Consider the following 12441-nt stretch of genomic DNA (forward strand, 5'->3'; position numbering starts at 1 on the left):
CTTGGCCTTCTTGCCGCCGATGGTCACGCCCTTGGCGTTGAGCTCGTCGATGGCCATGCGCGCGCCGTTCTCGTTGTCCTTGCCCAGGTGCGCGATCGCGCCGCTGGTCGGGCCGACGTGGCCGATCTTGACGACCAGCTCCTGCGCATGCAGCGAGCCGGCCAACAAGGCAGCCGCAGCCGCAACGACCACATTCAGTTTGACTTGCATAGGTAAGAACCTCCGGTTGGGATATGTTGAGAAAACGTGGGTTGAAGTGCTCTCAACGGGCGAGCCACGATACTCCAAAAAAACGCGCGTCCCAATCGCCTGGAAACTCGGGAATACCCCGTCGGCGCACCGCGCTGGCGCTATGTTTGCGGCCGATGCACCAGCGTGTGGCCCTGCGCTTCGTAGCGCTTCCAGCGGGCCCGCCCGGCACTGACTTCGGCCGGGTCTTGCGACACGATTTCGGCCACGCGATCGTGGGCGCGGGCCAGCTCGAGCCCCTCGGCGCCAAGGTTGACACCCGAGTCGCAGCGCAGCGCCGGCAGGGGCTGCGGCAGCAGCCAAAGCAGCGTGCGTTCGATTACCGCGGCCGCCGGCAGCGGCGCCGCCTGCCGCAGCAGCACGTGTGGCGTGAACTCGAGCGGCTCGGCGACCCACAGCGCCTGGTCCAGCCGCTGCAGCACAGCCGGCGGCCCGTAGACCGCCACGCGTGCTGCCTCACGCTGCTTCTTGCGCAGCAGCCGGCCGGCGAAGTCGATCACGTCGACCACGCCGGTGAGGAAAACCACCTCGGCCACGGGCAGATCGGTTAGCGCCCCGACCTCAGGCCTGGCGCCCCGCCCGCGACAGCACGAAGTGCGTCAACAGGCCGACCGGTCGACCGGTCGCGCCCTTGTTGGCGCCGCCCTTGTACGCCACGCCGGCCACGTCCAGGTGGGCCCACGGGTAGGCCTTGGTGAAGCGTTGCAGGAACTTGGCCGCGGTGATCGAGCCGCCGGCACGCGAGCCCACGTTGGCCATGTCGGCGAAGTTGCTCTTCAGCGCTTCGTCGTACTCCTCATCCAGCGGCATGCGCCAGGCCGGGTCTTCGGCGCTGCGCGAGGCTTCGAGCAATTCGCCCGCCAGCGCGTCGTCAGGCGAGAACAGGCCCGCATGGTGGTGGCCCAGCGCGATCACGCAGGCGCCGGTCAACGTGGCGATGTCAACCACCGCCGCGGGCTTGAAGCGCTCGGCGTAGGTCAGCGCATCGCACAGGATCAGCCGGCCTTCGGCGTCGGTGTTGAGGATCTCGATCGTCTGGCCGGACATGCTGGTGACCACGTCGCCCGGCTTGGTCGCGATGCCGCTGGGCATGTTCTCGCAGGTCGGGATCAGGCCCACGACGTTGACCTTGGGCTTGAGCTCGCCGATGGCGCGCATCGTGCCCAGCACGCTGGCGGCGCCGCCCATGTCGAATTTCATCTCGTCCATCTCGGCGGCAGGCTTGAGCGAAATGCCACCGGTGTCGAAGGTGATGCCCTTGCCGACCAGCACGATCGGCGCGTCCTTCTTGGCCGCGCCGTGGTATTGCATGACGATGAAGCGCAGCGGCTCCTCGGAGCCCCGCGCCACTGACAGGAAGGAACCCATGCCCAGCTTCTCGACCGCCTTGCGGTCCAGCACCTGCACGTCCAGGCGGAATTCCTTGCCGATGCGCTTGGCCTCTTCGCCCAGGAAGGTGGGCGTGCAGAAGTTGGCCGGCCGGTTGGCGCACTCGCGCGCCAGCGCCACGCCGGCGCCGATCGCCTGCCCCTGCACCAACCCCTGCTTGACCTCGGCGAGCTCCGCCTTGTCGGTCACCAGGCTCACCTTGGCGGGCATCGGGATGGCCTCGGCGCTGGGCTTGGTGTGCTGGTAGACGTAGCCGGCCTGCTCGGCCACGATGGCCAGCGCTTCGGCATGCGCGGCAGTCACGCCATTGCCGGCCAGCGCCACGGCGAGGTGACGCACCGAACGCCCCTTCAGCGCCGCAATGCCCTGCGCCACAGCCGTGCGAAAGGCCTTGGCCGATGCATCGCGAGCTCCGCTCAGCAGCACGCGACCGCTCTTCACGCCCTCTGCGCTGTGCAGGTAGAGCGTGCGGCCGGCCTTGCGCTCGAAGTCGCCGGCCTTGGTGGCCGCGGCGATCGCCGCATCCAGCGCCTTGTCTCCGGTGCCCGCCTTGCCGTCGGCGGGAAGCACCACGATCAGTGCGTCCGCCGCCACGGTGCCGAGCCCGCCAGCCGGGGTCGCAAGAGCTTGAAAGTTCATAATCCGTCTCGTATGAAAGCGATCTTTTGATGTTATTCGATTCGACTGTTCGCAAGGAACTGGCGCGCAGTTTCGGGGCGACGCTGGTCGTCATCCTCACCATCGTGCTGACGATGATGTTGATTCGCACGCTGGGTCTGGCGGCCAATGGCGCGGTGGCGCCGCAGGACGTGGTGCTGCTGCTCGGCTACACCGCGCTCGGCCAGTTGCCCATGATGCTGGCGCTGTCACTGTTCGTCGCGACCGTGATCAGCCTGGGGCGCATGTACCGCGACAGCGAGATGGCGATCTGGTTCAGCAGTGGGGTCGGCCTGGCGCGCTTCGTGCGGCCCGTGCTGCGCACCGGCACGCCGGTGCTGCTGGTGGTGGGGTTGCTGGCGCTTCTGGTCTGGCCCTGGGGCAACCAGCAGACCAACGAGCTGCGGGTGCGCTACGAGCAGCGCTCCGACCTCGCCCGCGTCGCTCCGGGCAGCTTCCAATCCTCGGCCGACGGCAGCCGCGTCTTCTTCATCGAGCGCGAAGGTGACGCCGCCGGCGTCGGGCGCAACGTCTTCCTGCTCGGCCGCAGCGCAGCCCGCGAGAGCGTGACCACCGCCCGCGCCGGCCGCATCGAGGCCGAAGGCGACGACCGCGTGCTGATGCTCGATTCGGGCCACCGCAGCGAGCAGAACAACCAGACTGGCGAGCATGCGCGCCTGAGCTTCGAGCACCTGCGGGTGCTGGTCGATCCGGGTCGTGCCCGTACGGCGGACAACGTGCCGCCGAAGGCCCTGTCGACGCTGGCCTTGCTGCGCGATTCGCAGCCGAAGAACCACGCCGAGCTCACCTGGCGCCTGGGCCTGCTGTTCGGCGCCGCCAACCTCGTGCTGCTCGGCATCGGCCTGGCCGCCAGCAACCCGCGCCGCGCGAGCAACTGGAACCTGTTGTTCGCTCTGCTGGCCTTCGTCGTGTACTACAACCTGATCAACCTGAGCCAGGCCTGGGTCGCGGCCGGCCGGGTCGGCATGGGCGCGGCCCTGGTGGGCCTGCACGCGCTGGCCTTCGCCGCGGCGCTGGGCCTGATCTGGTGGCGCGATCACGCGACCGTGCTGCACCTGTGGCCTGCCGCGCGCGCTGCACGGGCAGGCGCCGGGGCGAGCGCATGAAGACCGTTCGCCGCCTCCTGTACCGCGATGTGGTCTGGTCGGTCGTCTTCGTGGCGATCGCCTTCCTGTCACTGTTCTTCTTCATCGATTTTCTCGAGGAGCTCGAGGGCGTGGGCCGCCAGGGCTACACCGTCTGGCATGCGGCGCTGGCCGCGCTGTTCGAGTTGCCGGGCCGCTTCTACGAACTGTTCCCGATCGCGGTGTTGATCGGCACGATCTACGCCATGGCGCGGCTCGCCCAATCGTCGGAGTTCACGATCCTGCGAACCGGCGGCCTCGGGCCCGGGCGGGCCCTCAGCCTGCTCTTGACCCTCGGCGTCGTGATGGGGGTACTGACCTTCGTGATGGGCGAGTACGTGGCGCCGCTGGGCGAGCAGCAGGCGGCGGCGCTGAAGACGCGCTTGCGGGGTGGCCAGGCGCTCGGCCGCACCGGGGCCTGGCTGAAGGAGCGACGAGGCAGCGGCGACGAAGAGCGCAGCATCTCGATCAACGTGCAAGGCACCAGCACCGACGGGCAGATGCGCGGCATCCGCATCTTCGAGCACGATGGCGCCGGCGAGTTGCTGCGGCGCCTGCAGGCGGCCACGGGCCGGGCCGAGCGGGCCCAGGGCCAGTCGGTGTGGCGGCTGCAGGATGTGCAGCTGACCGAATGGCCCCGAGGGGACCAGGGCCTGGTCACCAACCGCCGCCTGGATCAGCTGGATTGGCCGACGACGCTGGAAGAGAACGTGGTCGCTGCGGCCATCTCGCCGATCCGCAGCATGTCCACCATCGACCTGTGGCGCTACAGCCGGCACCTGCAGCACCAGGAGCAGGCCGCGCAGCGCTACGAGCTGCAGTTCTGGCGCCGCGCGTTCTACCCGCTGGCCTGCATCGTGATGGTGGCGCTGGCCCTGCCCTTCGCCTACCTGCATGCACGCGCCGGCGGCATCAGCCTGAAGGTCTTCGGCGGCATCATGCTGGGCATCAGCTTCGTGCTGCTGAACAACGTGGTCGGCCACCTGGGGCTTCTGCGCGACTGGACACCGTGGCTCGCCTCGGCGCTGCCCAGCCTGCTGTACCTGCTGATGTCGATGGCGGCGTTCACCTGGCTGGTGCGGTACCGTTGAGCCCATGCAAGGTCTGATCCTTTTTGCCCACGGCGCCCGCGACCCGCGCTGGGCCGAGCCCTTCCAGCAGGTCGCCGAGCGGGTGCGGGCCCTGCAGCCCGATCTGGCCGTGTCGGTCGCCTTCCTGGAGTTTCTGGAGCCCGACCTGGCCACCGCCGGGCAGGCCCTGGTGCAGGCCGGCTGCAGCGAGGTGGCGGTGCTGCCCTTGTTCCTCGGCGCCGGCGGCCATGTGCGCAAGGACCTGCCCGAGCGCCTGGAGCGGCTGCGCCGCGCCCACCCGACCGTGCAGTGGACACTGCGCCCGGCGGTGGGCGAATCGGGTCGCCTGGTCGAGGCGCTCGCGCAGATCGCTGTCGAGCCAATCGCCGCCGGCGGCCAGGAGAATGCATGAACCTGCACCAGTTCCGCTTCGTGCAGGAGGCCGTCCGCCGCAACCTCAACCTCACCGAAACCGCCAAGGCGCTGTTCACCTCGCAGCCGGGCATTTCCAAGGCCATTCTCGAGCTCGAGGAAGAGCTCGGCGTCGACATCTTCGTGCGCCACGGCAAGCGGCTGAAGCGGGTGACCGAGCCGGGGCAGCAGGTGCTGAAATCGGTCGAGTTGATCCTGCGCGAGGTCGCCAACCTCAAGCGCATCGGCGAGGAGTTCTCCAAGCAGGACAGCGGGCGCCTGTCGATCGCCACCACCCACACCCAGGCCCGCTATGTGCTGCCCGAGCCGGTGGCGATGCTGCGCAAGCGCTACCCGAAGGTGCAGGTGAGTCTGCACCAGGGCACCCCCGAGCAGGTGGCGCAGATGCTGCTGGAGGACACGGCCGACATCGGCCTGGCGACCGAATCCCTGGCCGACTACGATGATCTGGTCACCCTGCCCTGCTACGAGTGGCAGCACGTGATCGTCGTGCCGACCGACCATCCGCTGGCCGCCGTCGAACGGCCCACGCTCGAGCAACTCGCCGGGGAGGCGCTGATCTCCTACCAGCCGGCCTTCGCCGGCCGCAAGCGAATCGACCAGGCCTTTGCCCTGCGGCACCTGAAGCCGAACATCGCGCTCGAGGCGATCGACTCCGACGTGATCAAGACCTATGTGCGCAGCGGACTGGGCGTGGGCATCATTGCCGAGATGGCGATGAAGGCCGAGCCGGCCGACAGCGGGCTGGTCTGGAAGCCGGCGGGCCACCTGTTCGGCCGCAACACCGCCCGCGTTGCGTTCCGTCGCGGCGCCTACCTGCGCAGCTTCGTGTTGAACTTTGCCGAGTTGCTGTCCGACCGTTTGTCGCGCGCGTTGATCGAGCGCGCCATGGGCAGCGCCGGGGACGCTTATGAACTCTGAACTCGCCACGCCGCGCACGCCGGTGCTCGCCAGCCGCTTGCCCGAGGTGGGCACGACAATCTTCAGCGTGATGTCGGCGCTCGCCCAGAAGCACGGCGCGGTCAACCTCGGCCAGGGCTTCCCGGATTTCGATTGCGACCCCGGGCTGGTCGACGCCGTCACCGCCGCGATGCGCGCCGGCCACAACCAGTATCCACCGATGCCCGGTGTGCCGGCGCTGCGGCAGGCCCTGTCCGCCAAGATCGAGCGCCAGTACGGCCACCGCTACGACCCGGACACCGAGGTCACCATCACCGCCGGCGCCACCCAGGGCATTCTCACCGCCGTGCTCGCGTTCGTGCATCCCGGCGACGACGTGATCGTGCTCGAGCCCTGCTACGACAGCTACGGCCCTGCGATCACGCTGGCCGGTGGCCGCGTCGTGCGGGTGCCGCTGGATCCGGCGAGCTTTCGCATCGACTTCGACCGCCTCGCCGCGGCACTGTCGCCGCGCACGCGGGCGATCATCGTCAACACGCCGCACAACCCGACCGGCACCGCCTGGCCGGCCGATGACCGGCGCCGGCTCGCCGAATTGCTGCGGCCGACCGACGTGCTGGTGCTGTCGGACGAGGTCTACGAGCACATGGTCTTCGACGGTGCGCCGCACGCCAGCGTCAGCGGAGATGCCGAGCTTGCTGCGCGCAGCCTGGTGATCTCGAGCTTCGGCAAGACCTACCACGTGACCGGCTGGAAGGTCGGCCACGTGGCCGCGCCGGCGCCGCTGATGGCCGAATTCCGCAAGGTGCACCAGTTCAACGTGTTCACGGTCAACACGCCGATGCAGCACGGCCTGGCCGCCTGGCTGGCCGAGCCCGCCCGCTACCTGGAGCTGCCGGCCTTCTACCAGCGCAAGCGCGACCGCTTTCGCGCCGGCCTGGCCGCCATGCGTTTCGACTTGCTGCCCTGTGCCGGCAGCTACTTCCAGTGTGTGGACTACAGCCGCATCAGCGACCTGCCTGACCAGGCCTTCTGCGAGTGGCTGACGGCGGAAGTGGGCGTGGCAGCGATTCCGCTGTCGGCCTTCTACGCGCAAGCGCCGCAGCGCCCGCTGGTGCGCTTCTGCTTCGCGAAGACCGACGCGACGCTGGACGAAGCGCTGCGCCGCCTGGCGCGCCTGTAGCAACCGCCGATCAGGCCGCTTCTTCGCCCAGCGGCAGCAGCACATCGATGGCTGGCTGGCGGCCGCCGCCTTGCTGCCACAGGTCGCGCGCGATGGCGTACAGCAGCAGCACGTCCTTGTAGGCCGGCAGGTCGAACAGCTCGTGGGCCTCGTCCTTGCGGAACAGCATGGCCTCGAGCATCGCCATCGCATCCAGCGGCTGCGGCCACAGTGCCTGGAGGTGCTGCACGACCTGCGCATAGTCTTCGAGCGCCCGGCCGCTCAGCGGGCCGGCGTCCCAGTCGGGCGCATAGGCGTTGAAGCGCCGGTTGAAGCGCGCGCGGATCCGCTCGTAGGCCTCGCGGTCGCCCTGCCGGCGGTAGATCTCGAGCAGCTTCGTATAGGGCAAGGGGCTCAGGCCGCCGGTGCTGCGCAGGTGCGACATCAGCAGGTCGATCGCCGCATCCTCCTGGCCCAGCGCGATGAAGAAGTCGGCCTGCTGCTCCAGATCCAGCAGCTCTTCGACCGAGACCTCGCGCGACATCGCCAGTTCGGCGGCGCCCGTATCCATCACCGCGAATGGTGCCGGGCCGGCCAGCGCCGTGGTGCGCTCATACGGCGGCTCGGGCGAGCGTGGCGCGGGCAGCAGATCGCGCTCGAGGGACAGCGTCACCGGCATCGGCGCGGTGGGGGTCGCCTCGGTCAGGGGGGGCATCTCGCGCGGCAGCGGCAGATCGAGCGGTCCGAGTTCGGCCGGTTCGGCCATTCCGGCGGCGGGTTCCGGCTCGGCGGCTTCGGGCGTCCACCAATGCGGCGCGCCGACGGCGGCCGCGTCCTGCTGCCGCCGCAGGCGCAACGTGAGCCATGCCGCCACGCCGAGCGCCAGCAACAGCAGGCTGGCCAACCAGGGCACCGCGCGGCTGCGGTATTCGGCCTCGGCCAGGCGCACCTGGAGTGCGCCGGTCGTCTCTCGCTCAGCTTGCGATTCGCGGCGCAGGTCGGCCACTGCCTTCTCGAGCACGCGCACGCGCTCGGCCCCGGACGCTGGCTCCGCCACGGCCGCTGCGCTCGCTGCCGGTTCACCTGAAGCGGACGCGGACGCGGACAGCAGCGGGTCCTCCATGTCCAGTTTCAGGCGCGGGCCGGCCGCGTCGAGCAGCAGGCGAGCACCACCCGCGGGGGCAGGTGCTCGCGCGGCCGCCGTGGCCGCGTTGCGGCGCCCTGCCGCGCGCACCCTGGACGGCGCAGACGCGGTGTCGGCGGCGGGCGCGGTGGCGCGGGCATGGCGCCGGTCGGCCGCAGGCGCCGGCACGCGCGCCGCCGGTGCAGACGGGGCCGATCTGTCTGTGTCGGCAGCCGCGAGCGGCGTCACGCCGGTGGCGGCCGGCGCGGGTAGGTTCAGGGGCGTCTGCGCCGTCATTGACGGTGGATCGGCAAGCGCGACGAAGCGGCGCGAGAAGCGGCGGTCGCAGCCCACGGTCAATACGATCTCGATCACCGGCTCGTCGACCACATGGCTGGTGATCACGCGGGCCACCCAGTCGGCATCCGCGGCGCCGCCGCCGGCTGCCGGCTCGAGCCGCACGCGGACCTTGTCGCGCGCGAGATGGGTCTCGCCGAAGCTCACTTCGGCCGACACGCATTCGGGGCCGATGTGTTCGCCCGGTTCCAGGTGCACGGGCACTGGCAGATTGAGCGCCTGCCCGAGAACCGCAGCGGTCGTGACATGCCCGAATCCGATGGCCTGGGCTTCGAGGGCCACTGCTGATGCAGCACAGGCAAGGATCAGCGCGGTCGCTCGTGGGGGCATGCCTAGGGGCATTGTTGGTTCGGATTGAAAATTCACTCTATCACGAATGCTTACGCATTCAGCCTCCGACACGCGAGGTCGTTGTCCTCTGTGCAGCCTCCACATCGGGGTGCAAGAATCGCCCCCGGCCTCACTGTGCGGGCCGCCCCGCGATCAACGCCGCCCCCCCATGCCTTCCGAGCTGCTCACTGCCCAAGAAGACCGCACGCTGATCCTGACCCTGTCGGACCCGGCCACGCGCAACTCGCTGTCGCCGCAGGCCGTCACCGCGGCGATCGAGGCATTGAACCAGGCCGACCAGAACCCCGAGGTACGCGCTGTCATCGTGCGGGGCGATGGGGCGCACTTCTGCGCGGGCGGCGACCTGAACCGCATCGGCGGCGCACGCGAGCGGCCACCCGAAGCGCAAGCCGCCTCGATCGACAACTTCCACACGCTGGTCGATGCGATGCGCAGTTTCCCGAAGCCGATCATCGCTGCGGTCGAAGGCTTCGCGGCCGGCGGTGGCATGTCGCTCGCACTGGCCTGCGACCTGATCGTCGCGGCCACCGATGCACGCTTCGTCATGTCGTATGCGAAGGTCGGCTTGTCGCCCGACGGCGGCTCGACCTGGCACCTCGCCCGCGCCCTGCCCCGCGCGCTGGCGCTGGAACTGGTGTGGCTGGCCGAACCGCAAGGCGCCGAACGGCTGCACACCCTCGGCGTGGTGAACCGCCTGGCCGAGCCTGGGCAGGCGCTGGCCCAGGCGCTGGCCCTGGCGCGCCAGCTCTCGGCCATGGCGCCCAACGCCGTGGCCAGCGCGAAAGAGTTGGTCCAGGCCGGGCCCGAGCGCCCGCTGCAGCAGCAGCTGGACGCCGAGCGCGATGCCTTCGTCGCCAACCTCTTCCACGACAACGGCGGCGAGGGGCTGGCCGCCTTCTTCGCGAAGCGGCGACCGGATTTCAGGTGACGGCCCTCAGCGGTCGTAGCCGGGCAGTTGCCGGTCGAGCCGGCGCTTGAGCCCCGGCCACGCCAGGTTGCCGCCCTGCCCCTTCGTGACCTGCGCCGCCTGCGCCTGCGCGGTGGCGATGATCTCGGGTTGAATCGTCGTCAGCACGCCGCCCGCCTGTGCGCGCACCTGGATGGCGCAGCTGGCCTCGAAGAAGTACATCGCCTGAAACGCATCGGCGATCGTCGTGCCCACGGTCAACAGGCCGTGATTGCGCAGCATCAGGTAGTTGGCACGGCCGAGGTCGCGCACCAGGCGCGGCTTCTCGTCGTCGCGCAGTGCGACGCCTTCGTAGTCGTGGTAGGCCAGGCTCGCGAGCACGAAGATCGAGTGCTGCGAGATCGGCAGCAGGCCATCGCGCTGCGCCGAGACGGCCACGCCGTTGAGCGTGTGGGTGTGCAGCACGCACTGCGCATCGTCGCGCGCGGCATGCACGGCACTGTGGATCGTGAAGCCCGCCGGGTTCACCGGATACGGCGAGTCGTCGAGCTTGCGGCCATCGACATCGACCTTGACCAGGCTCGATGCGGTGATCTCCTCGAACATCATGCCGTAGGGGTTGATCAGGAAGGCGTGGCCCTGCCCCGGCACGCGGGCGCTGATGTGGGTGTAGATCAGGTCGTCCCAGCGGAACAGGGCCACCAGACGGTATGCGGCGGCGAGGTCCACGCGGGTTTGCCATTCCTCGGGCGTGCAGCCGGCCGGCGGCGCATGGTGGGTTTCGTTGCTCATGGTGATGTCTCCTCGGTGACGAAACACTGTGGACAATACCGAGAGCGATGATGCGCTTGCTGTCGCATCAGGGACAAATGATGAATACCCCGATTCTTACAATCGACGAGAGACACAACATCGAAGCCGGCGCATGGTTTTCATCGCTCTCCCCGACGCTGCGAGCGGCCATCCTGGCACGCGCTACGGTGCGCCGTCTCGCCGATGGCGCGCCGCTGGCAGCGCGCGGCACGCCGGCCGAAGACTGGGTGGGCGTGGCCAAGGGCGCGGTGCGCGTGAGCTCCGTGTCGCTGTCGGGCAAGCAGGTCTCGCTGACGTATGTGGAGCCGGGCACCTGGTTCGGCGACATTGCACTGTTCGATGGGCTGCCGCGCACGCACGACGCGAGCGCACATGGTGCGACCACGCTGCTGGTGGTGCGAAAGGGCGACTTCAAGGAACTGCTGGCGCAGCATGTGGAGCTCTACGACGCGCTGCTGCGGCTGAACTGCCGGCGACTGCGACTGATGTTCAACCTCATCGAAGACCTGAACACCAAGCCGCTTGCCGCACGCCTGGCCAAGCAACTGCTGCTGCTGGCCAAGAGCTACGGCATCGCGCAGGGCGAGGAGATCCGCATCGGCCTGCAACTGGCGCAGGAAGACCTGGCCCAGTTGCTGGGTGCCTCGCGCCAGCGCGTGAACCAGGAATTGAAGGAACTCGAGCGCGACGGTGTGCTGCGCGTCGAGCCCACGCGGCTCGTCGTGTTGTCGCGCGAGAAGCTCATGGCGGTCACCGACCGCTGAACCCGGGTCGGCTCATCCGGCCCCGAGGATGAACCGATGGAACAGTACACCGGGACCAAGCCGGTTGCCGCCAGCCACGCCTTCGACGTGGCGGCGCTCGAAGCCTTTCTCGCCCAGAAGCTGCCGGCCTTCGCCGGCCCCTTGAGCGTCGAGCAGTTCAAGGGCGGCCAGTCGAACCCCACCTACAAGCTGGTGACGCCGGGCGCGGCCTACGTGATGCGCACCAAACCCGGCCCGGCGGCCAAGCTGCTGCCCTCGGCGCATGCGATCGACCGCGAGTACCGCGTGATGGCAGCGCTGCACGCCACCGACGTACCGGTCGCACGCATGCAGCTGCTGTGCGAGGACGAGGCCATCATCGGCCGCGCCTTCTACGTGATGGAGTTCGTCGCCGGTCGCGTGCTGTGGGATCAGTCCTTGCCCGGCCTGACACCCGCCGAGCGCGGCCCGATCTACGACGAGATGAACCGCGTGATCGCCGCGCTGCACAACGTCGATGTGGCCGCCGTCGGCCTGGCCGACTACGGCAAGCCCGGCAACTACTTTGAGCGCCAGATCGGCCGCTGGAGCAAGCAGTACCTCGCCTCGGTGACCGGCCCGAACCCGGCCATGGACAGATTGCTCGACTGGCTGCCGGCGAACATCCCGGCGAGCGCGCGCGACCAGTCGCAGGTCAGCATCGTCCATGGCGACTACCGTCTCGACAACCTGATCTTCCACCCCACCGAGCCGCGCATCACCGCGGTGCTCGACTGGGAGCTGTCGACCATCGGCCACCCGCTGGCCGATTTCAGCTACCACTGCATGAGCTGGCACATCCCGGCCGGCGTGTTCCGCGGCATCGCCGGGCTGGACCACGTGGCGCTCGGCATCCCGAGCGAGCGCGATTACGTGCGCCGCTACTGCGAGCGCACCGGCCGCAGCGACGTCGACGCGGTGATGGCCGACTGGAACTTCTACCTCGCCTACAACCTGTTCCGCCTGTCGGCCATCGCGCAGGGCATTGCCAAGCGGCTGCTCGACGGCACCGCCGCCAGCAGCCAGGCACGCGCCACCGGTGATGCCGCGCCCGAGCTGGCGCGCCTGGCCTGGCAGTTCGCCCAGCAGGCCTGACCTTCTTTC

The 12441-nt window shown here is 69.3% G+C and carries 13 protein-coding genes; 8 read left to right on the forward strand and 5 right to left on the reverse strand.

The genetic code is table 11. The features are described 5' to 3' along the window. The 3 genes from VJ693_RS02635 to VJ693_RS02645 form a co-directional block, all read right to left on the reverse strand. Nucleotides 1–210 (reverse strand): ABC transporter substrate-binding protein (locus VJ693_RS02635; protein ID WP_324151914.1); only part of this gene is annotated, 210 nt, incomplete at its 3' end. Between the two features lie 140 nt (nt 211–350). Beyond that, the gene (locus VJ693_RS02640; RefSeq protein ID WP_324151915.1) at nt 351–785 is read right to left on the reverse strand and encodes a DNA polymerase III subunit chi; all 435 of its coding nucleotides are present in this window, start codon (nt 783–785) and stop codon (nt 351–353) included. A 25-nt stretch (nt 786–810) separates the two neighbouring features. Then, on the reverse strand, nt 811–2277 hold the full coding sequence (locus tag VJ693_RS02645) for a leucyl aminopeptidase (RefSeq protein WP_324151916.1): 1467 nt from the start codon (nt 2275–2277) through the stop codon (nt 811–813). Between the two features lie 29 nt (nt 2278–2306). Here VJ693_RS02645 and lptF point away from each other — a divergent pair, with 29 nt between their 5' ends. Genes lptF through VJ693_RS02670 form a run of 5 tightly spaced genes read left to right on the forward strand, consistent with a single transcriptional unit; the run spans nt 2307 to nt 7025 of the window. Further along, a complete protein-coding gene (gene lptF / locus VJ693_RS02650) occupies nt 2307–3422 on the forward strand; it encodes an LPS export ABC transporter permease LptF (RefSeq protein WP_324151917.1) in 1116 nt (371 codons plus the stop codon). Next, nucleotides 3419–4531, forward strand: a complete 1113-nt coding sequence (lptG, locus tag VJ693_RS02655; protein WP_324151918.1) for an LPS export ABC transporter permease LptG — start codon at nt 3419–3421, stop codon at nt 4529–4531. The genes lptF and lptG overlap by 4 nt, the downstream gene beginning before the upstream one ends. A 4-nt stretch (nt 4532–4535) precedes the next feature. Next, nucleotides 4536–4922, forward strand: coding sequence for a CbiX/SirB N-terminal domain-containing protein (locus tag VJ693_RS02660; RefSeq protein ID WP_324151919.1), 387 nt, complete (start codon nt 4536–4538; stop codon nt 4920–4922). Beyond that, a complete protein-coding gene (locus tag VJ693_RS02665; protein WP_324151920.1) occupies nt 4919–5863 on the forward strand; it encodes a CysB family HTH-type transcriptional regulator in 945 nt (314 codons plus the stop codon). The genes VJ693_RS02660 and VJ693_RS02665 overlap by 4 nt, the downstream gene beginning before the upstream one ends. Further along, nucleotides 5853–7025 (forward strand): pyridoxal phosphate-dependent aminotransferase, encoded by a 1173-nt coding sequence (locus VJ693_RS02670; RefSeq protein ID WP_324151921.1) that lies wholly within the window; start codon nt 5853–5855, stop codon nt 7023–7025. The genes VJ693_RS02665 and VJ693_RS02670 overlap by 11 nt, the downstream gene beginning before the upstream one ends. A 10-nt stretch (nt 7026–7035) precedes the next feature. Here VJ693_RS02670 and VJ693_RS02675 read toward each other — a convergent pair whose 3' ends face one another. After that, entirely contained in the window at nt 7036–8682 is a 1647-nt protein-coding gene (locus tag VJ693_RS02675) for a hypothetical protein (protein WP_324151922.1), read from the reverse strand. Nucleotides 8683–8983: 301 nt separating this feature from the next. On the opposite strand from VJ693_RS02675, the gene VJ693_RS02680 reads away from it, so the two are divergent. Beyond that, the gene (locus VJ693_RS02680; protein ID WP_324151923.1) at nt 8984–9763 is read left to right on the forward strand and encodes an oxepin-CoA hydrolase, alternative type; all 780 of its coding nucleotides are present in this window, start codon (nt 8984–8986) and stop codon (nt 9761–9763) included. Nucleotides 9764–9769: 6 nt separating this feature from the next. Here the strand turns inward: VJ693_RS02680 and VJ693_RS02685 are convergent, their stop codons facing one another. Continuing rightward, on the reverse strand, nt 9770–10534 hold the full coding sequence (locus tag VJ693_RS02685; protein WP_324151924.1) for a class II aldolase/adducin family protein: 765 nt from the start codon (nt 10532–10534) through the stop codon (nt 9770–9772). 80 nt (nt 10535–10614) lie between these two features. On the opposite strand from VJ693_RS02685, the gene VJ693_RS02690 reads away from it, so the two are divergent. Then, a complete protein-coding gene (locus VJ693_RS02690) occupies nt 10615–11319 on the forward strand; it encodes a Crp/Fnr family transcriptional regulator (protein ID WP_324151925.1) in 705 nt (234 codons plus the stop codon). A gap of 36 nt (nt 11320–11355) precedes the next feature. Further along, nucleotides 11356–12432, forward strand: coding sequence for a phosphotransferase (locus VJ693_RS02695; RefSeq protein ID WP_324151926.1), 1077 nt, complete (start codon nt 11356–11358; stop codon nt 12430–12432). Nucleotides 12433–12441: the final 9 nt, after the last annotated feature.

This window comes from Ideonella sp., assembly GCF_035254525.1.
In the GTDB taxonomy this organism is placed as follows: Bacteria; Pseudomonadota; Gammaproteobacteria; order Burkholderiales; family Burkholderiaceae_C; genus Ideonella.

Bases quoted from the DNA above. Each gene is read 5' to 3' on its own strand.
- VJ693_RS02645 (WP_324151916.1), bottom strand. From the start codon at position 2,277: ATGAACTTTCAAGCTCTTGCGACCCCGGCTGGCGGGCTCGGCACCGTG.
- lptF (WP_324151917.1), top strand. From the start codon at position 2,307: ATGTTATTCGATTCGACTGTTCGCAAGGAACTGGCGCGCAGTTTCGGG.
- lptG (WP_324151918.1), top strand. From the start codon at position 3,419: ATGAAGACCGTTCGCCGCCTCCTGTACCGCGATGTGGTCTGGTCGGTC.
- VJ693_RS02660 (WP_324151919.1), top strand. From the start codon at position 4,536: ATGCAAGGTCTGATCCTTTTTGCCCACGGCGCCCGCGACCCGCGCTGG.
- VJ693_RS02665 (WP_324151920.1), top strand. From the start codon at position 4,919: ATGAACCTGCACCAGTTCCGCTTCGTGCAGGAGGCCGTCCGCCGCAAC.
- VJ693_RS02670 (WP_324151921.1), top strand. From the start codon at position 5,853: ATGAACTCTGAACTCGCCACGCCGCGCACGCCGGTGCTCGCCAGCCGC.
- VJ693_RS02680 (WP_324151923.1), top strand. From the start codon at position 8,984: ATGCCTTCCGAGCTGCTCACTGCCCAAGAAGACCGCACGCTGATCCTG.
- VJ693_RS02685 (WP_324151924.1), bottom strand. From the start codon at position 10,534: ATGAGCAACGAAACCCACCATGCGCCGCCGGCCGGCTGCACGCCCGAG.
- VJ693_RS02690 (WP_324151925.1), top strand. From the start codon at position 10,615: ATGAATACCCCGATTCTTACAATCGACGAGAGACACAACATCGAAGCC.
- VJ693_RS02695 (WP_324151926.1), top strand. From the start codon at position 11,356: ATGGAACAGTACACCGGGACCAAGCCGGTTGCCGCCAGCCACGCCTTC.